The 22171-nt window shown below is 51.0% G+C and carries 19 protein-coding genes; 10 read left to right on the top strand and 9 right to left on the bottom strand.

Annotated elements, in window-relative coordinates:
* Positions 1 to 258: 258 nt before the first annotated feature.
* Positions 259 to 1116, top strand: coding sequence for a DUF368 domain-containing protein (locus tag JUF22_RS04965; protein WP_203644055.1), 858 nt, complete (start codon positions 259 to 261; stop codon positions 1114 to 1116).
* A gap of 38 nt (positions 1117 to 1154) precedes the next feature.
* Positions 1155 to 1433 carry a helix-turn-helix domain-containing protein gene (locus tag JUF22_RS04960; protein ID WP_203644053.1) on the top strand — a complete coding sequence of 93 codons (279 nt, stop codon included), beginning with the start codon at positions 1155 to 1157 and terminating at the stop codon, positions 1431 to 1433.
* A gap of 52 nt (positions 1434 to 1485) precedes the next feature.
* Here JUF22_RS04960 and glpK read toward each other — a convergent pair whose 3' ends face one another.
* The 3 genes from glpK to JUF22_RS04945 form a co-directional block, all read right to left on the bottom strand.
* On the bottom strand, positions 1486 to 3003 hold the full coding sequence (gene glpK, locus JUF22_RS04955; RefSeq protein WP_203644051.1) for a glycerol kinase GlpK: 1518 nt from the start codon (positions 3001 to 3003) through the stop codon (positions 1486 to 1488).
* A gap of 498 nt (positions 3004 to 3501) precedes the next feature.
* On the bottom strand, positions 3502 to 4152 hold the full coding sequence (locus JUF22_RS04950; protein ID WP_203644044.1) for an endonuclease III domain-containing protein: 651 nt from the start codon (positions 4150 to 4152) through the stop codon (positions 3502 to 3504).
* Between the two features lie 395 nt (positions 4153 to 4547).
* A complete protein-coding gene (locus JUF22_RS04945; RefSeq protein ID WP_203644042.1) occupies positions 4548 to 4808 on the bottom strand; it encodes a hypothetical protein in 261 nt (86 codons plus the stop codon).
* Between the two features lie 360 nt (positions 4809 to 5168).
* Here JUF22_RS04945 and JUF22_RS04940 point away from each other — a divergent pair, with 360 nt between their 5' ends.
* The 4 genes from JUF22_RS04940 (at position 5169) to JUF22_RS04925 (ending at position 10843) form a co-directional block, all read left to right on the top strand.
* Complete coding sequence (locus JUF22_RS04940) at positions 5169 to 5894, top strand: gamma-glutamyl-gamma-aminobutyrate hydrolase family protein (protein ID WP_203644040.1); 726 nt, start codon at positions 5169 to 5171, stop codon at positions 5892 to 5894.
* A gap of 81 nt (positions 5895 to 5975) precedes the next feature.
* Positions 5976 to 6632: a DUF6198 family protein gene (locus JUF22_RS04935; protein WP_203644038.1), complete on the top strand. Its 657-nt coding sequence runs from the start codon at positions 5976 to 5978 to the stop codon at positions 6630 to 6632.
* Between the two features lie 403 nt (positions 6633 to 7035).
* Positions 7036 to 8898 (top strand): DUF5776 domain-containing protein, encoded by a 1863-nt coding sequence (locus JUF22_RS04930; RefSeq protein ID WP_203644036.1) that lies wholly within the window; start codon positions 7036 to 7038, stop codon positions 8896 to 8898.
* Positions 8899 to 9178: 280 nt separating this feature from the next.
* Complete coding sequence (locus JUF22_RS04925; protein WP_203644034.1) at positions 9179 to 10843, top strand: MucBP domain-containing protein; 1665 nt, start codon at positions 9179 to 9181, stop codon at positions 10841 to 10843.
* Positions 10844 to 11404: 561 nt separating this feature from the next.
* On the opposite strand, the gene JUF22_RS04920 is transcribed toward JUF22_RS04925, so the two are convergent.
* Both JUF22_RS04920 and JUF22_RS04915 read right to left on the bottom strand, forming a co-directional pair.
* On the bottom strand, positions 11405 to 13249 hold the full coding sequence (locus JUF22_RS04920) for a S53 family peptidase (RefSeq protein WP_236000720.1): 1845 nt from the start codon (positions 13247 to 13249) through the stop codon (positions 11405 to 11407).
* Between the two features lie 714 nt (positions 13250 to 13963).
* Positions 13964 to 14848 (bottom strand): alpha/beta hydrolase fold domain-containing protein, encoded by an 885-nt coding sequence (locus JUF22_RS04915; RefSeq protein ID WP_203644330.1) that lies wholly within the window; start codon positions 14846 to 14848, stop codon positions 13964 to 13966.
* Between the two features lie 168 nt (positions 14849 to 15016).
* Here JUF22_RS04915 and JUF22_RS04910 point away from each other — a divergent pair, with 168 nt between their 5' ends.
* Positions 15017 to 15811 carry a tyrosine-protein phosphatase gene (locus JUF22_RS04910; protein ID WP_203644030.1) on the top strand — a complete coding sequence of 265 codons (795 nt, stop codon included), beginning with the start codon at positions 15017 to 15019 and terminating at the stop codon, positions 15809 to 15811.
* A 77-nt stretch (positions 15812 to 15888) separates the two neighbouring features.
* Positions 15889 to 16827 carry an alpha/beta hydrolase gene (locus tag JUF22_RS04905; protein WP_203644029.1) on the top strand — a complete coding sequence of 313 codons (939 nt, stop codon included), beginning with the start codon at positions 15889 to 15891 and terminating at the stop codon, positions 16825 to 16827.
* Between the two features lie 383 nt (positions 16828 to 17210).
* Here JUF22_RS04905 and JUF22_RS04900 read toward each other — a convergent pair whose 3' ends face one another.
* The 4 genes from JUF22_RS04900 to purB all read right to left on the bottom strand — a co-directional run bounded on the left by JUF22_RS04900 (position 17211) and on the right by purB (position 19558).
* Positions 17211 to 17666, bottom strand: a complete 456-nt coding sequence (locus tag JUF22_RS04900; RefSeq protein WP_203644027.1) for a hypothetical protein — start codon at positions 17664 to 17666, stop codon at positions 17211 to 17213.
* Between the two features lie 146 nt (positions 17667 to 17812).
* Positions 17813 to 17980: a hypothetical protein gene (locus tag JUF22_RS04895; RefSeq protein WP_203644025.1), complete on the bottom strand. Its 168-nt coding sequence runs from the start codon at positions 17978 to 17980 to the stop codon at positions 17813 to 17815.
* Positions 17981 to 18211, bottom strand: a complete 231-nt coding sequence (locus JUF22_RS04890) for a hypothetical protein (RefSeq protein WP_203644023.1) — start codon at positions 18209 to 18211, stop codon at positions 17981 to 17983.
* Between the two features lie 48 nt (positions 18212 to 18259).
* Positions 18260 to 19558, bottom strand: coding sequence for an adenylosuccinate lyase (purB, locus tag JUF22_RS04885; RefSeq protein WP_203644021.1), 1299 nt, complete (start codon positions 19556 to 19558; stop codon positions 18260 to 18262).
* A 274-nt stretch (positions 19559 to 19832) separates the two neighbouring features.
* Between purB and JUF22_RS04880 the strand changes: the two genes are divergently transcribed.
* Positions 19833 to 21119 carry an adenylosuccinate synthase gene (locus JUF22_RS04880; protein ID WP_203644019.1) on the top strand — a complete coding sequence of 429 codons (1287 nt, stop codon included), beginning with the start codon at positions 19833 to 19835 and terminating at the stop codon, positions 21117 to 21119.
* Between the two features lie 25 nt (positions 21120 to 21144).
* Complete coding sequence (locus tag JUF22_RS04875; protein WP_203639536.1) at positions 21145 to 22131, top strand: GMP reductase; 987 nt, start codon at positions 21145 to 21147, stop codon at positions 22129 to 22131.
* The last annotated feature ends 40 nt before the right edge of the window (positions 22132 to 22171 follow it).

The following is a 22171-nucleotide window of genomic DNA, read 5'->3' as shown; positions in this document are numbered from 1 at the left end:
CCTTTGAGACCGCTCTTTGGCTCAAAGTTGAGGTTCCAGCCCGCCCTCAGGCTGGAACCGGCCCCACAGCAGGGCGCCTTGAGCTCGCCGTCGGGAACGGACACGACCCAGCATATTTTCACCATCCCGGAGGCAATGACAAAGACCCACCCGCAAATGTTAAGTTATCCTGTGATTGTTAGGGAGTGATTGCCTCCACCCACCAATTCTGGTATCTTAGGGGAAAACGCGAACCGACGAACTAAGGAGAAGACGCTTATGCAAACGACTCGACCCGACAGCCCGGTGAAACGCTTCTTTAAAGGTATCATCATTGCCCTGGGCTTCATCCTCCCCGGTGTTTCTGGCGGGGTATTGGCCGCCATCCTCGGAATTTACGAACGACTCCTGGGTTTCATGGCCCATTTTCGCCAAAATTTCAAACGGGACTTCTGGTACTTTGTGCCGGTTGGCCTGGGTGGCATCGTGGGGATTGCCCTGTTATCTGCCCCGCTGGAATACTTGCTGGACCACTGGCAGGTCATTGTCCTCTGGGGTTTTGCTGGCGCCATTGTTGGTACCTTACCGGCATTGACCCAGACCGCCAGCTCCCAAACACCCCGGGATGGCATCGACTATCTCTGGTTCTGGGGCACCCTGCTGATCAGCGGTGGTCTCCTGTATTTCATGAGTGACCTCTTTGGCACCCTGCCCGTCAACTTCTGGGGCTTCGTGGTGGCCGGCGCCCTGATTGCGCTGGGCGTCCTGGTTCCCGGGCTGAGTCCGTCGAACCTCCTGTTGATTCTGGGGTTGTTTACCCCCATGTTGACTGGCTTTAAAAATTTCGACATTCTGGGCGTTTACCTGCCGATTGCACTGGGCGGCATCCTATCCATGGCGCTCTTCTCTAAGGGCATGGACTACCTGATCCACCATTTCCATTCGCGGGTCTACCACTTCATTCTGGGCATCGTGACCGCCAGTACCATTTTGATTCTCGTCCCCAACAGTCACGCTGCCGAGAGCATTTCGTACGCCGGTGCGACCTGGCTGACACTGGTGTGGAGCGCCCTGGCGTTGGTCGCAGGGATTGCCCTGGGCTATTGGATGAGCCAGCTCGAAGAAAAATACAAATAAATGATGAATCCTCTGCCTAAACAGAAAGGATTATCCCCATGACAACTAAAATTGATAATTACATTGCCAAACGTAGTGCCGAGGACCCTATCTTCGCAACTGCTGTAAACCAAGAAAGTCTAAACCTTGACGTCGCCGTTGCCGTCACTCGCTTGCGGGCCGAACAAAAAATGAGTCAGCGCGAGTTTGCGCGGTTAGTGGGCAAACCCCAATCAACCATCGCCCGCATCGAAGAAGGCAAGATGAACGTCTCGGTCCGGTTGCTCCAGGAAATTGCCATCGCCGCCAACAAAGAGCTCTCCATCCAATTTATTTAACGCCAAAACAGCTAACCCGCCGTAAAGTGGATTAGCTGTTTTTTATTAGCCTTTAATCTTGATTAGGTTTAAATGCCCGGGTTGCCGCAACAGCCTGTTGCCAGCCCGCATAGAGGCGGTGCCGTTGGTCGTCGTCCATGTTTGGCGTGAAGGTCCGGCTGGCATTTCTGATTTCCTTGACCTCATCAATGCTCTGCCAGAAGCCCACGGCCAGGCCGGCCACGATAGCCGCCCCCATCGCCGTGGTTTCCTCGTCGGCGGCCCGTTGCACGGGAATATTTAAAATATCCGCCTGGAACTGCATCAGGTAGCGGTTCCGTGACGCCCCGCCGTCGGCCATTAATTCGGGCACCTTGATGCCGGTATCCTGCTTCATCGTCAAGAGAACGTCTCGTGTCTGGTACGCAATCGACTGCAGGGTCGCCTTCACAAAGTCGTTCCGGTCGGTCCCGCGGGTCAGGCCAAACACAGCCCCCTTGGCGTCCGGATCCCAGTACGGCGCACCCAACCCGTTAAAGGCGGGCACCACGTAAACTTCATCCTCGTCGGTCGAGGCCATAGCCGCCTGCCGGGATTCGGGCACGCTACTGATGATCTGCATGCTTTCGTGCAGCCAAGCCAGCGCGGTCCCGGCCACCAAGATGGACCCTTCGAGCGCGTAGGTCACCTCGCCGTTCATTTCATAAGCAATTGTCGTCAACAGGTTATGCTTCGACAGTTGCGGTTCGTTCCCGGTATTCATCATGACGAAGGCCCCGTCGCCGTAAGTGTTCTTGACGGTTCCGGGTTCCACGGCCAGCTGACCCAACAAGGCTGCCGATTGGTCCCCGACGATACCCGCGATGGGCACTTCCACCCCATAAAATTGGAAATTCTGGGTGACACCGTAGACTTCCGAACTCGATTTAACCTCTGGCAACATGGCTGCCGGGATGTTGAGCCAACTTAAAATGTCCTGGTCCCATTCCAACGTGTGAATGTTGAAGAGCATGGTCCGACTTGCGTTACTGTAGTCGGTGACATGAATATTTCCACCGGATAATTTCCAAGCCAGCCAACTATCCACGGTCCCAAAGAGTAACTCACCATTTTCAGCGCGTTCCTGGGCACCCGGCACGTGGTCTAAAATCCAGCGTACCTTGGTGGCACTGAAGTATGCGTCGACCACCAGACCGGTCTTTTCCTTAATCGTTTCCGCCCGGCCCGCCGCAACCAATTCCTTGGCCAGGGGCGCCGTCTGTTGACTTTGCCAACCAATGGCATGATAAATGGGTTCGCCGGTAACCTTATCCCACACAATTGTGGTTTCCCGTTGACTACTGATTCCGATGGCCTGGATATTTTCCGGGTGAATCGACGCATCAATCAGCGCGCTGGCAATCACGGACAACACACTGTTCCAGATTTCATTGGCGTCGGATTCGACCCAGCCCTTGTGTGGATAGTACTGGGGAACCTCCTTGTAGCCTTCGATGACCTTACGCCCAGTATGATCGAAAATCATTGCCCGCGTGCTGCTGGTCCCTTGGTCGATCGCTAAGATATAGTTTTCCGGCTGTTTAAGTGCCATATGTAAAACTCCCTCCAAAATATCGCTGTGGTAAGCGGTTCCAAATTCGTTGCGTCTATCATAGCACGCCGCTTGTGAAAAACGCTAGGGTTTGCCCCAGCCTCCCCCGCCCTTGAAACTTTCTTAAGGTTTGAGCGGACGTTTTGTCGCCTCCGGGCGGGGGAAAATGGACCGGAACGCTGTGGGCGGACGTTGGTAGCCAAAGAACGGTCTACCAACTTACTTTGAGCCTCTAAGAACGAGTCTCAAAGCTACCAATTGCCTAAGCAGCCCAACCCGCTACTAAGGCAATTCCCACGGCTGAGACCATTTTCCCCCACCCTGCGGCTAACATCCGCTTAAACCGTTAAGTCGGCGGTTCTGGTTATCTTTTCAATTGTCTTTGGCGTTAACTTTTAATTGTTATTGTTCTTGCTGAATCTGTTTGATTCGACAATGGCTTAGTAGCTAAGGTTATCTAACTAAACGCCCTAAACACATTCTGTTAAGCCAACCTATTTAGTCCACAACTAGCTTTTGGCCAGCTAGAAATGAGTCCTCAAAGTCCGCATCGTTCTTGATTTTCTTGCCGAACTCGTCGATCAACGCGTGAAATTCCTGATAATCCGCCAACCCCAGTTTGAATTGGCCGAGGACTTTCTTTTGAAAAGCCGGGTACGTCTTGGGCATTGTTGCGCCCAGCCACGTGAATAGCCGGCGAGCGTAGGTGTCGACCATGAAGGTGCCGTGGTCCAGCGTGTACATTAAAATGTAATCTGCGGTTTCATTACCAATGCCGGTGATGCTCATCAGGTCTTGGCGTAAACTGGCGCCGTCACGGTGTTTCAACACGTCCAGATCATCATCCGCCTGGCCCAACCAATCGGCGAGTGCCAGAATTGCAGGTCCCTTGCGATTGTAGAAGCCACTGGTCTTGATTAGTGGTGTGATGGTGGTTGGCGTTAATTTCCGCAACTCAGCGGGGACGAACCCGGTCTCTCGTTTTAAATTGATCAAAGACGGTTCCACGTTACGCCAATTGGTGTTTTGCACCAGAATGGCGCCCAACATGATTTCAACCGGTGTCTCGGCCCACGGTGTTCCGGGCTTCAGCCAGGGTTGCGGGCCCATCTGCTTGGCCATTTCGCGGTATAATTCTTCAATTGTCATTCAATTCTCTCCTCTCTGGTTAAACGCTTGTCAACGCCTCCGGGATGGTGAAAACTGGGCCGGGACGCGGTGGGCGAACGCCCGGAGCCAAAGAACGGTCTCCGGGCTTACTTTGAGCCGCTAGAAACGCGTCTCAAAGATATCAGTTGTCTAAGCGGTAAACCGCTAAGGCAACTCCCACGGCTGAGCCCATTTTCACCAGCCCTGCGGCTAACATTTGTTTAATCACTCAATAACGCTGAAATTGTAATTAATGCTCTACTTAACAACGTGCAACATTAGACTTTTAATTATACAACTACCGACGTCAATCTGTGACTTAGCCGCCTGCTAACCCTTTCACCGCATCAAAAAAGCCAACCACAAAAATCGTGGTTGGCCGCTAATTCTTTTCTTTATTTGGCGTCGCTATTACGCTTGATGACCAAGCGAATATCGTCGTCAACACCTTCTGGGTTCAACTCTTCTTTGTAATCGAAGTTTGCGCTCTGGAAGTACTTCTTGATTTCATCGTTGATTGTCTCTACGGCGCGGACATCTTGTTCTTGCCGTTTCAATAAAAGCGTGTATTCTTTTGAGTCTTCATCGACGTTTTCGAAACTGTATTCAACCGCTTCGGAATTCAAAATTTCTTGAATCAACTGCCGTTCTGTCATCATGTTTACCTCGCTTAAATTTAGTCTACTTCTCTATTGTAGGGTTCTTTTCAAAGTTTGTTAACTATTTTGTTACACCTTCACTAAGTTTCGGGTGACAAACGTTCTTTGGGTCCTTAGAATAGGGTTAAGTCTAGTCAGCGCCTCCGGGATGGTGAAAACTGGGCCGTGGCCCGCCTCTGGTCACTAACACAGGCCTCATCCGCCCAGTTTTACCATTCCCACAGTTAACCCCAGTTCACAAATCTTACTCATTTGCCAATTCCAGTTAGAAAAACGAATAGTGTGGGTTAAACTCGTGTTAGGCGTGAGGGCGCTGACAACAACAGTTTAACCCGAAAAAAGAGAGGAAGCGACGCTATGCGTCCACGTATTGCTTTGCCCGCCGACACGCTCGACGAGGCGACGAACATTATTAATGAAAGAAACGCGGCCTTTGCGCCCCGACCGGCCGTTGAAGCCATTGTCAAAACTGGCGGTCTGCCCATTATTTTACCTAGTATCGACCCCGAAGATGTCGCGGATTACCTGTCCCTATTTGATGGGGTCGCCTTCTTGGGCGGTGCCGACGTTGATCCGACCTTCTTTGGTGAGGAACCGCACGTTCGGTTGGGCAAGACCTACCGCAAGCGCGACCTATTTGAAATCGAACTGCTGAAGCAGGCGGTTGCCGCCAACAAGGCCATTCTCGGTATTTGCCGCGGACTCCAATTAATTAATGTTGGCCTGGGTGGCACGCTCTACCAAGACCTGAGTGAGGACCCCACGGCCCAGCTCAAACACAGTCAGGCCGCCATGGGCAACCAACCCAGCCACCACATCACCGTCGTTCCCGGCAGTACACTCGCCACGCTGACTGGCGACCGCCCGTACGTGAATTCCCGCCACCACCAGGCCATCAAGGCTGTCGCGCCAAGTTTACGCGTCACGGCGACGGCCGACGACCAGGTCATCGAAGCGCTGGAATCCAAGGATAGCGATCAAATTCTAGGTGTGCAGTGGCACCCGGAAAACATGTACAAGCACCACGCCGAATCGCGGCAAATTTTCCAAAATTTCGTCGACCGGGCCGCAGCTCGCATGTAAAATTGTGGTAAAGGGCCTTTTCATTGGCCGCCACTTCCTATACACTAGAGCTTGTAGCAAAAAAATCGGAGGCGAGCATCAGTGGCAAAAATGAAGGACTTTGGGCAACGCATGCGCTTTTTGGGTTTCTCTATCGTCCTGAACTCAGCCGCTAACGCTTTAACCATCTCAACCAACCTCGGGAGCGCCGTCTGGACGGGGTCTTCCGTCAACCTGGCCAACTGGATCAACGTACCATTGGGAACCACCCTGTTCATGTACGGCATCGTGATTACCCTATTGAACCAACTGTTATTGGGGCAATTTGACCGCAGGCGATTCATTTCTAACCTGCTGTATATCATCCCCTTTAGTTACCTGGTCGAGTGGATCGGATACTTCTGGAACTGGATTGGCGTTGGCCGCCTGCCATTAACCGGGCGGGTCATCGTCGATATCATCGGCCTGTTTGGCGTGGCCTTTGCCGTCTCTATTTATAACCGGTGTAATATCATCATGCATCCCAACGACGATTTGGCTTATATTCTGCGGTTTAAATACCTGCGGGGATCGGCCATCATTGCCCAATGGGCCAGCTACGCACCACCCCTGCTGATCATCATTCTCTCCTATGTTTTCACGGGCGAGTTACACGCGATCGGCTTCGGCACGGTTTGGGCGCTGGTCACCCAGGGAATCGTCATGGGTTGGGCGGATTACCACGTTTTCCCCCAGTTAAAACATCATGTGGATGTGTAACCTCAAAATTTACTAACATTTTTCTCATTTAATTTCAGCAGCGTCGTTTGACTCTTCGGAGCCGAACGACGCTGCTCTTTTTGTGCTTGGTTTTGCTGGTCAACTAATCGGTCGATAAATACAAGGACAGCTATCGTCGTTCAGAAAGACTGACCTCATCAGTTTTCACCGGGTTAGTTTCAACAACTTACCATCCCCACGGAACTTTCTGGCCCGAAACCGTTCCGCCCTTTTGCCATTCTATCAATTGTGTGCAATTTTATTTAAGCGGTTACATTTACACATTGAACTTTTATTTAATCTTCATGAACGCCGTTACAATACGATTTACACTAGCAATTATTACCGAACTCATGGTATACTGCATTTAATAAATAGAGCAAACGTAAAGGGAGTGTGCTAAATGACTAGGGGACTTAGCAAATTAATGACTGCCACCTTCACACTGATTTTATTAGGGGGCGTGGCCACACCAGCGGTGGCTTACGCGGATTCTTCGACAGATACTGTCGCAGCTACGACTAAAGCTGACGACAAAATCACCTATCACGTTGGTGCCGTCGAAACGCCTTATGTCTTGATTTCTTCAACCAGCGGCATCAAGAAGACGCCCATTGTTACCGGTTGGCCAGAATCTTTAACAACTGAACAGCTCAACGATGACGACTACATGACAAAGTTTATCGCTGATCATCCAGAAAACACGGTTAGTGATTCTAATGACGTTAGAGACGCCATGCTTGGAATCGTCGCGAATGAACTTACAGCGAGCCCTAAGGAATCCTATGCAGATTTTATACTAGCTTCCTCAGGACCGGCTGGTAATGGTTATACCGCAGAGAGCCTTGCAAAACTGTCGCTCCTAAACTCCTATGTGAAGCTTTGGGATGCGTACATCCACGTAAACTTAAGCCTGAAGCTTATGAATCGCGAGGATGTCATTAAAGATTATGCAGAGAACGCTGCACCCGAACTGCTCAAACTAAACGCTCCTCAATCAATCATTGACGCCTACAATCCTGGAAAATACCCAGAAGAAACCTTTAACGATAAGCTGGCTAAAGTATACGAAAGCGATTATGTCATGCTCAAAGAAAATCAACTTTTCAGCAAAATCTCTGATGAGCAATTCGTCAAACTTGACCCCGCTAAGACTATCAATGAACAGCTAAAGCTATGGTTAGCCCCCCTTTCCAATTACTTCACTAAGCTTCCCGATGGTTCATATAAAGTAAGTGGATTAATGGCAGGTGGTTTCCAGTTTCTAAACTTTGGTACGCCCGACCCCGTCATCCCCGACCCAACACCGACACCAACGCCAGCCAAGAGCCAACCGGTAACGGTGACCTACGTCGATGACCAAGGCAAAACGCTGGCACCCAGCAAAACGTTGACCGGCGACCTGGACACCACCTACCAGAGTGACGCCCTGAATATCGCCGGCTACAAGCTGAGCAAGACGCCCGCTAACGCCACTGGCAAATTTACCAGTGCTGCGCAGACCGTGACCTACGTGTACACCAAGCAAGGCACGCTGCAAAGCGGTTCTGCGGCCGACACCATCGAGACCAATACGCTGGCTCCTAAGGGCGCCGTCGTTTACGCCACCAAGAAGGTCGGCCTCTACAAGACGGCCACCTTCTCCAAGAAGAACCTGAAGCGGTGGTACGTGAAGAAGTCCCGGACGAACCGGCCGATGTTTGTGGTCACCGGTTACGCGACCTCTAAGAACGGTGTCAAACGGTACCGCGTCAAGGACGTCAACCACCACAGCAAGACGGCCGGCAAGACCGGTTACCTCACGACCAACAACGCCTACACCACGCCCGTTTACTACGCAGCTAAGCACAAGACCGTGACGGTGATCAATCCAACCGGGGTCAACAGTTACGCCAAGAAGACGTTAACTGGCAAAAAGACCCACTACCGTCAAGGACAAACGCTGACCGTTAAGAAAGTGGTTTCCAACAAGTTAACGACCCGTTTCGTTCTCAAGAATGGCCGTTACATGACCGCTAACAAGAAACTGGTTCAGGCGGGTAAAGTCACGATGCCACGGCAGATTAAGACTAAACACGCCATCAACCGTTACAGCAACGTTAATCTCACCAAGCAGAATAGACACCTCAAGAAGGGCACCAAATTAGCCGTCCGCGGCTGGGCTTACTCAAATGCCAACAATTTCAGTAAGCACGACACGCTACGGTACCACGTGGCTGGCGGGTACATCACCGCTAACCGGCACCTGGTGAAAACCGTTCGTTAATGTGATTTCTTGAAATGAAGCTCTGACTCTACCAGTCGGGGCTTCTTTTTTACGGATTTTCCCCTATTTTCGGGGAAACCACTACAGGGATTCGTTTTCTCACGTTAACCCATTTTATAAAATCTGTGCAATGTTAATTCAACTGATTAACGACCTTTGAAATCATTTGTCGGACTAGTCATAATCGCCTTTATATGGGCGATTGTTATAGCTTTTAGCCCTATATCCATGGTATACTGCTACTAGATAATAGGACAAAAAGTAAAAGGAGTGTTCAAAAATGACTAGGGGCTTTAGACAACTCGTGACCGCGAGTCTCGCCATGATTTTATTTGGCGGGATTCTCAGTCCCAGCGTCATTCACGCTGAAGCCGTCACCGCCGTCCCAACCGCTACGACTCAAGCTGCCAAACAAACTTACACCATTAGTTCTGTCGAGCTACCCTACACGAAACTGATTGCGAACCAGCAAGTGACCAAGGACTACTGGTTCCAAAAAGATATGACCAGTGATACCGATGGTGGGCCCCATGCCCTCACCGTTGGTCAATTGGAAAATACTGGCTACATGGAAAATTTCGTCAAATATAACAATAACGACGATATGGCCGCCAGCCTGCCTTATATTTATCAAGGCCTCTACGCCGACCCAACCATTGCCAAGGACACGACTGTCGGCGAATTTTTATACACTCAGAATACCGAGGACTTTTCTAGCGCCGCTGACTATATCGAAAGTAGCCGCCTCAGCACTTTCATTACCACCTGGTGGCTGAAAAACCTTGCACAATACCAAATCAATCAAAGTAATTATGCGCAAATGCAGTCGGATTACCACAATTTCTTGCGTGATTATCTGGTTAATATTGAGACCCCTGATAGCACTATGGGAACCTACGACCAGATTTTTACTACAGAGGAAAACTTTGAAGACCCACGTATTCAAAAAATGCTCTATGAAAATACATTTCCTGGTCTCATCCAAGCGAACTACCTAGGCCAGTATACCAACGAACAATTGACCCAGTTAAACCCGGAAATCTCCGCAGCGGAAACGGAACGTGCCATGAATCAACCGATGGCTGACTTCCTGATACCACAAGGGGATGGCACCTACCAAGTCAGCGGTCTTCTGATGGCCATCGAGTTTAAAATTTTCAGTTCCGATGACGCCCTGTTGCCACCGACTACGACACCAGAACCAAATCCCAACCCGCAGCCAACGCCCGACCCAGAACCCGTGACCAGTCAACCGGTGACGGTCCGTTACGTCGATACCACTGGCAAGACGGTCGCCCCGGCCAAAACGCTGACGGGTGACCTGGGAGCGAGCTATCAGAGTGCCGCGTTGAAGATTGCCAACTACACCTTAAAGACGACGCCAACCAACGCCACTGGTAAATTTACCAGCCAGGCACAGACCGTCACCTACGTGTACCAGGCCGTCCTGACGAGTGGCGCTGGTGCCGCAGTTGTCGCTCCCAAGGGCACAGTGGTTTACGCCACCAAGAAGATTGGCCTGTATCGGTCAGCCACCTTCACTAAAAAGGCCCGTAAACAGTGGTACGCGAAAAAGTCACGGCAAAACCGGCCGATGTTTGTCGTCACCGGCTATGCCAAATCCAAGAACGGCGTCAAACGTTACCGCGTGAAGGACGTCAACCACCACAGTAAGACCGCCGGCAAGACCGGTTATATCACGGCCAACAGCCGCTACACTGCTCGCGTGTACTACGCTAAGAAGCAACCTAAGATCACCGTGATCAACAAAGCCGGCGTCAACGCCTATAGTAAAAAGTCCCTGACCGGTAAGCGCCACCACTACCGTCAAGGCCAGGTCCTCAAGGTGAAGAAAATCGTGACCCACAACCTGACGACCCGGTTCGTCCTCACCAACGGCACCTACGTCACTGCTAACAAGAAATTGGTTCAGACGGTTAAATAATCGTTTAATTCGCCTTACCGGGCGGTGAAAATAGGCTGGAACGCGGTGGGAAGGACGCGGGAAGCCTGAGGTTCGGTCTTCCCACTTGCTTTGAGCCGCCAACACCACGTCTCAAAGTCACCATTTCCTGAAGAACACAGGAAATCCCACGGCTGAGGCTATTTTCACCGCCCTCACGGCTAACATTGTGGTTAACCATCCGACCAACATCCGTTGCGTTAGTGACGTCGATTATCTACTTTCTATGTAAATCAAAAGCAGCAGTCCACCACTTGGGTGAGCTGCTGCTCTTTGATTATGATGCTTATGCTTAATTATTAAGAAGCACATGGCCACAAACTTGCGGGTTGAACCCGTGTCAGCCGCAGGGCTGGTGAAAATGGGCTCAGCCGTGGGAGTTACCTTAGCGGGTTTCCCGCTTAGGTAACTGCTATCTTTGAGACGTGACTTTCGGCTCAAAGTAAGTCTGAAGACCGCTTCTCAGGCTTCAGACGTGCGCCCACAGCGTCACGGTCCATTTTCACCAGCCCGGAGGCGATGATAAGACCCAGTTTAACCCAGTTATTTGAAGACCTTGGCTAACTGGTCAAAGTCCAGGGTACCTAAGCCGGCCGCCTGGTTATAAGTCTTCCCCGGCTGCCCCACGTAGAACAAATTCCCGTTGTTCGTGGCCGAATCCAATTTGGTAAACGGTGACTGACTGGTCTGGGCCAGCGCGTACAGCTGCGGGTTCCACAGTCCCATGCGCTTACTGCGACCACTGTTGATAACGGCCGCCATCGCCGCAAACTGCGGTGCCACGACGCTGGTCCCACCGGTCAGTTCCCAACCATCCGCGCTGGTGTATTCGTCATACCCCGTCAACGGATCGGCGTCAGCCACGACGTCTGGGAAGTTTCGCCCGCTGGCCGTCCCGGTGATCAAACTCGGATTCTCTCGTGGCAACCCACTCGCCGTCAGGTATTGGCGGGCGTTATAGGTGTTCACGCCAGACACGCCCTTTTGATACTGCGGCGTTGCGTACAGTTCGGAAATACCGCCGCCACTGCCGCTCTGAAGCGTGTCCATCAAATCAGAATTCTTTTTGAAAAAGCCTTCATCTTGGAAGTAGGCGCCAAAGAGTTCGTCGCCGCCCCAGGTCCGTTCCTTGGGGATGTCGACCTTGATGCCGTTGGCCAGCGTGCCAGAGACTGGCAACGTGGTCCCACCGGTGGCCGTGACCCACGGATTGTTGGCAGGGAAGTTGGCGTAAATACCTTCGTTGGTATTGCCCTGGCTGTCGAGCTCTTCGCCATAGGCCCCGGTGTCCCCGCTTGCCGCAAAGGTCGAGATTCCTTGAATCGCGCCCTGCGCCAGCAACGTGTTCATGATGCTGCCATAAAGTGGCGTTAACAGGTGCTCCTTGTTCAGGCTCTGGAGCACACCTTCGGATAGGCCCCAGCTCAACGACAACGAACTAGCCTGATTCTCACCAAAGGCTGTCGCAAACGCATTGAGCCAACCCACGTCACTCAGAGAAGCCGTGTACACGCGAATCTTAGCTTTCGGCGCGATGGCCCCGGCCTGTTCAACGTCTAGCGAAGTCTCTTCGTTTCCCGGATCGACGTTGCCCCAGATATTCATGCCGCCAGTGGTCTTCACACTGATGCGACTGGCGGACGACGCAACGCCTTCCTCAGACCAGAAATGGGTGATGTCATTCTGGTTGACCTTGCTAAAGCTAATGATGCCAATCGTTTGGCCTTTGCCATCATTGCCCTTGGCCAGGTTCGTCGCATTGTACTGACTCAAGAAATTCTGCGGCGCACCATCACTGGTTGGCCCGTCGGAACTGGTGCTGGACGTATCCGCCAAGCTACTCATCTTCGCCAGGTTGGTGATGCCGACGACGGCCTTGATGGGCTTAGCCACGTTGCTTGGCAACTTTGGCGTCTTCTTAGAAAACTGAATTTTCTTGCCGTGATAAGTGGCCGTCTTCAGGTTCGTCGCGAAGGTCTTGTTCACGGCCGTCGTACTCCCCTTGATCTGCATGATTAGGCCGTCGTTAAAGGTTGTGACCTTAAACTTGCGTGACTTGAAGTACTTGGCCAAACGTTTTGTGGTGGTCGTGGACTGTCCAAATTTTTGCCGGAACTGTTTGGGCGTCAGGTAAGCCTTGAACTGCTTATTCCCCGACGTATTCACGGCGTACGCGGTCTTGGTCAGCTGCGCGCTATTCCGCGTGTTGAGGACCAGGTCCAGCGTCACGGTTTTACTGCCAGAAACGGGTTTCACATTTTTTAAATTGGTTAATTCACTCTCACGGTACGGTGTCGCCAGCGTGCTGGTGCTAGCCGCGGTCGCTGTGACGCCACCGAAACTGCCCAGCCCCACAATTAAGCCGGCCACAATCAGACGAATCCTCATGAGCATCCCCTCCATTTAAGCTTCATTATACCCCGCCACTCCGCGAAAAGGTGGCGCAAATCACTAGTTGATGATGACATAATTAAATGGTCGAACCAAGGTCCTGCTAAATGGTGGGTGGCCGTTACCGGTCGTAGCGGTCTTACCGCTTACGTTTGTGAGCAATTAGAATGGTTTCACGGGTTAAGGGCGGGGCAATTTCGTGATTTTGACGGACTTTTGGTGGGTTAACTAAAAACAGGTTGCCGTGGCCTTGTTTTTGGGGTCGCGGAAACCTGTTGTTTTTGGTTGTATTTTGGGTTGAATGCGTTTTGAAGACAATGATTGTTGGGGGTTACTTTTGGACTGGTTTGAAACTTACCACAGTACCGGTAGGACTTGTTTGGCGCAGGACTTGTCATTCAGTTCGAACTGTCTCGGCTCGTTACGCTAGTTCTACACGGAACAATCCTGGTCCTGGCAGCTTCTGAAACGTGCTACGCGAGCCAGGTCCCTGCGCTTAACCCCGGCTAAAAAAATATCCCAGTCGTCTCATTCGGATTGTCTCAGTTCGTTGCACTAGTTCTACACGGAACAATTCTGGTCCTGGCAGCTTCTGAAACGTGCTACACGGGGCAACTGGTTCCGCTTAACACCGTAACGAAAACGACCCAAGCCCGGGGTCATTCCCGTTACGCCGTTAATGCTCGCCAGTTAACCGCCCCGCTCTACACTCTATAACTTTCCCGTCAAAATAAACTGCTTAACTTCCTTCAACGTCCGCTTGGACTCGGGTAGCTTGCCCCACAGGATGTAGTCGTGGAGCATCGACTTTAGTTCGTGAACCTTGGCTGGCGTGCCACTGGCCTCGTTTAGCTTTTGAATCAGTCGTTCGTCATCTGCCGCCAATAATTCATTAGTCCCGTAATATAGGAGGATTGGTCCCAAGTCGTCAAAATCACCATAAATGGGACTGACGAGGGGATCGGTCACGGGGTGGTCTCCCGCGTAATCGAAACCAATTTTTTTCAAAGTGGCCAATGTGAGATACGGATCGTGCTTGGCCGCCGTTTGGAGGTCAGGATTCATCATGCTCAGGTCGGTCCACGGCGAAATCAGCACCGTCCCGGCTGGCAAGGGTTCTTGGTGAATTTTCAATTGTTGTAACAAAGTCAACGCTAAACCGCCCCCGGCCGAGTCTCCCATCAGGAAGAACTGGTCGTCCGGATACTGGGCCCGCAGGTAATCGTAGGCGTTCATGGCAAAAATCACCGTTTCGTCAACCGTTGCCTCTGGAACCAGGGGGTAATCAATGTAGGAGATTCGCAAATTAGCCTGTTGGACCAACGTTTCCATCAATTCACGATGGCTGTCGATGCCCTGCATGGTGTACGCCCCGCCGTGAAATAACAACACATGTTGCGGTAATGGCGCGCCCGATGCAGCGGTCAGGATGCGGCCGCCAAAGACTTTGCGTTCCTTAGTCACGATGGTAGCCGGAAACTTTTCTGGCACCACGGCCCGGTTTTGCCGGCTGGGCTGTAAAAATGCTTGTTGAATCTGCTGTTTGAGCTGACTGTGCTGGGTCTTGAAGAGTAACCATTTCCCGCGCAAACTCACGACTATCACCCTTATCTTTTTTGACTTCATTTTTTGCTCGACTCATATTGTCAGTATACAGCGTTTCCACTAAAAACGCTTCCCTCAGATTGAATTACTAGGTAATTTCCCGAAAAACCGTTAGAATAGAAGGCGTAACAGTAAATCTGAAAGGGTGGCAAGAAACCAATGACAAATAACCGAAAATTAAACGTGACGGGCGGCTGGAACTTCCGAGAACTGGGCGGTTACACCACCGTTGACGGCCACTCGGTTAAGTGGCACAAGTTATTGCGGACAGACGGGCTAGCGCGCCTCACCCCGGATGACCAACAATTATTGACGGACTACGGCGTCGTTGCCGACGTTGATTTCCGCTCCAATGATGAAAAGAAACTGGCACCGGACAAGGTTCCGGCTGGGGTAACCTATCATTTTCTCCCAGTCTTTCCGGCTGGCGATGAAACCGACGCTTCAGCCACCCAGGAAGAACTCGAAGCCCGCTTCAACGGCGATGACCAGGCCGGGTACCGCCACATGTTAGACGTTTACCAGAAAATGGTGACGCTGCCCACGGCGCAGGAAGCCTACCACAACTTCTTCGGTACGCTCCTCAGCAATGAAACGGCCGATCAATCTGTACTCTTCCACTGTACTGCTGGTAAAGACCGGACTGGGATGGGCGCGTTCTTAGCCTTGAGCGCCCTAAACGTTGATCCCCAAATCATTCATCAGGACTACCTGTTAACGAATCCAAACGTTATGCCACTGGTAGACCGCCAAAGCGACAAGGCCCGTGAAGAAGGCCATTCAGAAGCCTTTGTGACCAACATCCGGGCACTGTCCACGGTCAACCCCGACTATTTAGCCGCGGCGACGAAGGTCATCAACACCCAATACGGCGGCACGCAAGATTACTTGCACGACGTTCTGGGCTTATCCCACAGTGACTTAACCACTTTGAAACGACTTTATTTGGACTAAACATCCACGCCAGGCTAACCGTTTTAACGGGTAGTCTGGTTTTTTAACCCCACCTATACGAAAGGAACTGATTGCTGATGAAGAAGAAAACGTTGACCTGGGCCCTCCCACTTGCCGGAATCGCCCTGACCTCACTGGCCGCCAGTGAGCACCTCTTTAACTTCGCCTTTAAACGCGTGAATTACGTCCCAGAAACCTCCGCGGACAAGCAAAAATACGCCGATGCCTATTACGCCTACGTCGATTGGTACCAGAAGATTCCTAAGGAAAAATGGTACCTGCACGAACACGATCCGAAAAATCGGATGGTAGCGGAGTACATCCCCGCGGAAACGTCGAGCGCCAAGACCGTGATCATTTCTCACGGCTACAAGGGTAACGGTGAAACGATGGCAAACTTTGCCCAGATGTACCATCGCCTGGGCTTCAACGTCCTGTTGCCGGATGACCGGGGTCACGGTGAGAGTGCCGGTAAGTATATCAGCTTTGGCTGGCTAGACCGGTTGGACTACCTGCAATGGATCCAACAGGTCATCGATCGGGCCGACAACGATGTCAAGATTCTATTGTTCGGTGTCAGCATGGGCGGCGCCACGATGGAAATGCTCTCCGGTGAAAGCCTTCCCCCTCAGGTCAAGGCCATCATCGCCGACTGTGGTTACTCCAGCATCGAAGCCGAATTGACGTATCTGTTGAAACGACAATTTCATTTACCCAAGTACCCCATCGAGCCCCTCGTCAGCACCATTTCTAAGCGCCGACTGGGCTACTACCTGGGCGACGTGACCGCCACGGAACAACTGCAGAAAAACCAGCGGCCAATTCTCTTTATCCACGGCGAAAAAGACGTCTACGTGCCCGTGGGCATGGCTTACGAAAACTACGCTGCCACTCACGCACCAAAGCAATTATGGATTGTGAAAAATGCCTCCCATGCGGAAAGTTTCTGGACTAATCCGGCGCGTTACCAACAACACGTCACGGAATTCCTGCAAACTTACTTCAACGAGGACTGAAGCTTAAGCCTAACTTAACGGCATTTACGGCTTCCTTACGATTATCGTAGAATCTTCACACTTTAGTTTTTCTTTAGTAATTTGTCAAAAAGTCATCACGGATTTGGCCCTTTTCTCTTCACAAGCGGCGGGTATAGTAAACACCATAGTAATTAGCCAATAACTATTACTAACCAAATTCTATATCCAATCCCTTTTAGATTCTCTCCCCCTAAGAGAATCCTTCCTGATTAGGTTCCCTCAAGCCTAATCACCCCTCTAAGTTGCGTTTACACCCCCTATGTAAATGCACTCCTCATGAAAAAAGGTTCGCCGTACTCTTCCCCGAGAGTGCGACGAACCTTTTATTTTGGGCTGGAATTCTGTTCCGCCCGGAAAACAACTTACTTCGCCCGTGTTAAGGTTTCTGGCTTTGACCACGTCTTTTTAAACCGGGATGTCATGACGATCTTGTTCTTACCTTTTCTGGTGATCTTAACCCGATTGCTACCAAACAATGACTTATAATGATCGGCAGACTTAATCATGTACTTATTTTTAGCGTAATGATGACTTTTTACCTCATGATTAAAGGTATTGACTGCATTCAATGACTGATGACTATTGACCCATCGACCATGACTTTGATAAAAGCAATCCGTTTCTCCAATATATTTTTTGCTGAATTTATAACGAACCCGCACGCCGCCAGGTACATAGCTACTCCACCAGTGGCCCCGCAACACCTTCGGCAAACCAGTCTTCCAGCTAGCCGCTTGTGCCGTCTGGGGCGTACTGCTAAATACTAAGGCAACGGAAAGGGTTGCTAGTAGTATTAAAATCAGTCTTTTGAACTTCAAACCTTGTCACTCCTTGTTATGTATAAACTCACGATTAGTTTACTACGAATTAACCGACATTAAAAAGTGCGGGATGTAAGGCAGAACACCATTAGACACCAAAAAAGCCCAGAAGATATCTCCTGGACTTTCCAATTCAATTCACGTTATTTGTCTTTAATTTGACGCCAGGCTTCAGCGAACCCGATAGTCTTATCATTACTACGTTCCCTAATCTGCCGGTCAACACCCTGGTTAATTAGGAACAAGGTTTCTTGTAACGAACGCCATTCATCCGCATCCACCACAATCTTTTCAGAAGGCTTCTCACTCACCTACAACCACCGCCAAGCCTTATACAGATCCTGCCGGTGCTGCGTCTCGTGCGTCTGAGTTACCTGGGTCAGTTGCGCTTGAATGGCTGCCCACTGCGCTTCACTCATCAAAATGGCGCCATCATCGGTTTGCTGAGGTGACGCGATCTTAACGGCCTTCCCGGCATGAACTTGCCGTAACAACTCTAACAAATTCTGTTGCGCATCAATTGGTGAATACACTTTCTCCATTGGCCATTCCTCCCATAGTTCACAGACAAGCTAACGACGTCGCTAAACCTATTTGGTTAATCCCAAGCGGTTAAAGATAAAGTCCACGCGGCGCAAGTGGTAATGATAATCGAACGCATCGTCAATTTGATTCGGCGTTAACCGTTGCGTAATTTCTGCATTGGCTTCCACCAGTGGCCGGAACTGTGTTTGTTGGTCCCAGGCCTGGGCAGTCAATGGTTGGACCAAATCATAAGCGGCCTCACGACTAAGTCCCGATTCAATCAGCTTCAACAATAACCGTTGACTGTAAATCAAGCCGTACGTCCGGTTCATATTCGCCTTCATGGTTTCTGGGAAGACATCTAGGTTCGTCAAGATGCGGTTAATTCGGTGCAGCATATAGTCCAGCAGTGTCGTGCTCTCAGGCAAAATCATGCGTTCAGCTGAGGAATGGGAAATGTCCCGTTCGTGCCAGAGACTCACGTTCTCATACGCCGTGACCATGGTTCCCCGTAAGACGCGAGCTAGGCCGGTCACGTTTTCGGAACCGATGGGATTACGCTTGTGTGGCATGGCTGAGGAGCCCTTTTGCCCGGCACTAAAATGTTCTTCCACTTCATGGATTTCTGAGCGTTGTAGGCTCCGAATCTCCGTGGCAATATTTTCGACACCCGTTCCGATCAAGGCCAACATTGAAATGTAGTCTGCGTGCAGGTCCCGCGGCAGCACTTGGCTGGCAATTGGTTGCGCACTGATGCCAAGTTCCTCACAGACTGAGGCTTCGACTTCTGGTGGCACGTTGGCAAACGTCCCGACTGCCCCACTGATTTTCCCGGTTTCCACGGCGGTGGCGGCTTGGTCAAAGCGCGCCAAGTTCCGTTCCATTTCCGCGTAGAAGCGCGCAATCTTTAAGCCAAACGTGGTGGGTTCTGCCTGAACCCCGTGGGTCCGTCCAATCATGACCGTGTCCTTATAATGAAGTGCCATGTCCTTAAGCGTCGCAATCAACGTCACCAAATCCTGGCGTAACACGGCGTTGGCTTGCTTTAATCGGTAACCCTGAGCCGTGTCAACCACGTCCGTACTAGTGACGCCAAAGTGAATCCATTTGCGTTCGGCACCTAGTGATTCCGAAACATCCCGCGTAAAGGCAACCATATCATGGTGGGTAACGGCTTCAATCTCGGCGATACGGTCGACATCAAAGGTCGCGTTCTCACGAATCTTACGTGCATCTTCAGCAGGGACTTCGCCCAACTTTGCCCAAGCCTCGTCAATGGCAATCTCCACGGCAAGCCAAGACTGATACTGGTTTTCTAGGGACCAAATCTGGCCCATCTCTGGTCGGGTATAGCGTTCTAACATGCACATTTCCTCCTCGAAAATAGGTAAAACACGAACATTAATTTTAATTTTCGTTCTTTTCTCTGATATCTATTTTAGCACAGAATATCCCACTTTAGCTAGTGATTTACGTGGTATATCCCTTATTAATTAATTTCTACCCATAATTAAAAGAACTTTATACTGCATTATTAAATAAATCGTTCGCTTTTCGCTTGCTTTTTAATTCCGAACTTGATACACTTATTCTTGCTGGGTGTTCGGCCCGGCAAATAATAACGATGAGGTGTTTGCAATGTCATCAACAGTAGTAGTTGGTAGTCAATGGGGCGATGAAGGTAAAGGAAAGATCACGGATTTTCTGAGTGAGAAGGCTGATGTCATTGCCCGCTACCAAGGTGGTGACAATGCCGGCCACACCATTGTTTTCAATGGTCAAACATTCAAGTTACGGCTGATTCCTTCTGGGATTTTCTACGCCGACAAGCTGAGTGTGATTGGTAATGGGGTCGTCGTCAATCCGAAATCTCTGATTGAAGAGCTGACTTACCTCCATGAAAATGGCATCTCTACCGATAATTTACGGATTTCCGACCGGGCACACGTGATTCTGCCCTACCACATCTTGTTAGACCAAGCGCAAGAAAAGGCAAAGGAAAACAAGATTGGGACCACCAACAAGGGTATCGGCCCGGCTTACATGGATAAAGCCGAACGAATCGGGATTCGTATCGCGGATTTGTTGGACCACGACATTTTTGCTGATAAATTACGCCAAAACTTAATTGAAAAGAATAATGTTTTAACCAAGTTATACGATGTCGAACCACTTAATTTTGATGATGTTTTCGATGAATACTATGCACTGGGCCAACAAATCAAAGGCCACGTCACCGACACATCCGTCGTGATTAACGACGCGATTGATGCCGGCAAGAACGTTCTCTTCGAAGGCGCTCAAGGGGTGATGTTGGATATCGACCACGGGACTTACCCATTCGTCACATCTTCGAACCCCGTTGCCGGTGGGGTAACCATCGGTGCCGGTGTTGGCCCAACCAAGATCGACCACGTTGTCGGCGTCTGCAAGGCCTACACGTCACGAGTCGGTGATGGTCCCTTCCCTACTGAACTCTTTGATGAAATCGGGGACACCATCCGTGAGACCGGTCATGAATACGGGACAGTTACCAAGCGTCCTCGCCGAATCGGCTGGTTCGACAGCGTCGTTCTCCGCCATGCCAAGCGCGTTTCTGGTTTAACGAGCCTGTCTCTGAACTGTCTCGATGTGTTGACTGGTCTCAAGACCGTCAAGATCTGCAAGGCTTACGAATTAAACGGCGAGGCTATTTACCACTACCCCGCTAGCCTGGTTGACCTGGACGCTTGCCAACCCATCTATGAAGAATTCCCTGGCTGGACGGAAGACATCACTGGCTGTCACTCAGTCGAAGAACTTCCCGTCAACGCCCAAAACTACGTCAAGCGCCTCGCCGAACTAGTGGGTGTGGATATCGCCACACTCTCCGTCGGCCCCGACCGCGAACAAACTAACATTTTACAAGACGTCTGGAACGCCTAACCCCACGAACAAGGAGTGACTGCACATGCATCCTGCTGAAGTATTTGATTACGAAGACATTCAACTGATTCCTAACAAATGTATCATCGACAGTCGAAGCGAGGCCGATACCAGTATTGAATTCGGTCCCCACCGGTTTAAAATCCCGGTCGTTCCCGCGAACATGGAAACGGTCATCAACGAACCCCTAGCCATTTGGCTGGCCCAACATGATTATTTCTACGTCATGCACCGCTTCCACCCAGAAGAACGCCGCGGCTTCATTGAACGGATGCACGCCAAGTCCCTCTTTGCTTCCATTAGTGTGGGGGTCAAAGACGACGAGCACGCCTTCATTGACGAACTTGCCGCAGCCGACCTAGTGCCTGAATACATCACAATCGATATCGCGCACGGTCACAGTGACGCGGTCATTCGGATGATCAAGCAGATCAAGACCAAGCTGCCAGATAGCTTCGTGATTGCCGGAAACGTCGGCACTCCTGAAGCTGTTCGGGAATTGGAGAACGCCGGTGCCGACGCTACCAAGGTCGGTATCGGACCTGGTAAGGCCTGCATCACCAAGCTCAAGACGGGCTTCGGGACCGGCGGCTGGCAACTCGCAGCCGTTCGGCTCTGTGCCAAGGCTGCCCGGAAGCCAATCATCGCTGACGGTGGGATTCGCTATAATGGTGACATCGCCAAGTCGATTCGTTTCGGTGCCAGCATGGTCATGATTGGCTCAATGTTAGCCGGTCACGAGCAATCGCCTGGTAGCCTGTTAACTATCGACGGCCGGACCTTCAAGCAATACTGGGGTTCCGCCTCTGAAAAGCAAAAAGGCGCCTACCGCAACGTTGAGGGCAAGCAAATGCTGGTTCCTTACCGTGGTGATATCGCCAACACGTTAAACGCCATGCAAGAAGACCTGCAATCCTCAATTTCCTACGCAGGTGGCCGTAATCTGCTGGACATTCGGACCGTGGACTACGTTATCGTGAAGAGCTCCATTATGAACGGCGACAATTACTAACCAAACTAAAAGTCACGCGTCCTTTCCGGTGTGGAAAGTG

The organism is Levilactobacillus lanxiensis, from assembly GCF_016861655.1.
In the GTDB taxonomy this organism is placed as follows: Bacteria; Bacillota; Bacilli; order Lactobacillales; family Lactobacillaceae; genus Levilactobacillus; species Levilactobacillus lanxiensis.
Note: the sequence above shows the minus strand (reverse complement) of the source record. Positions and strands in the feature narration are given on the sequence as shown.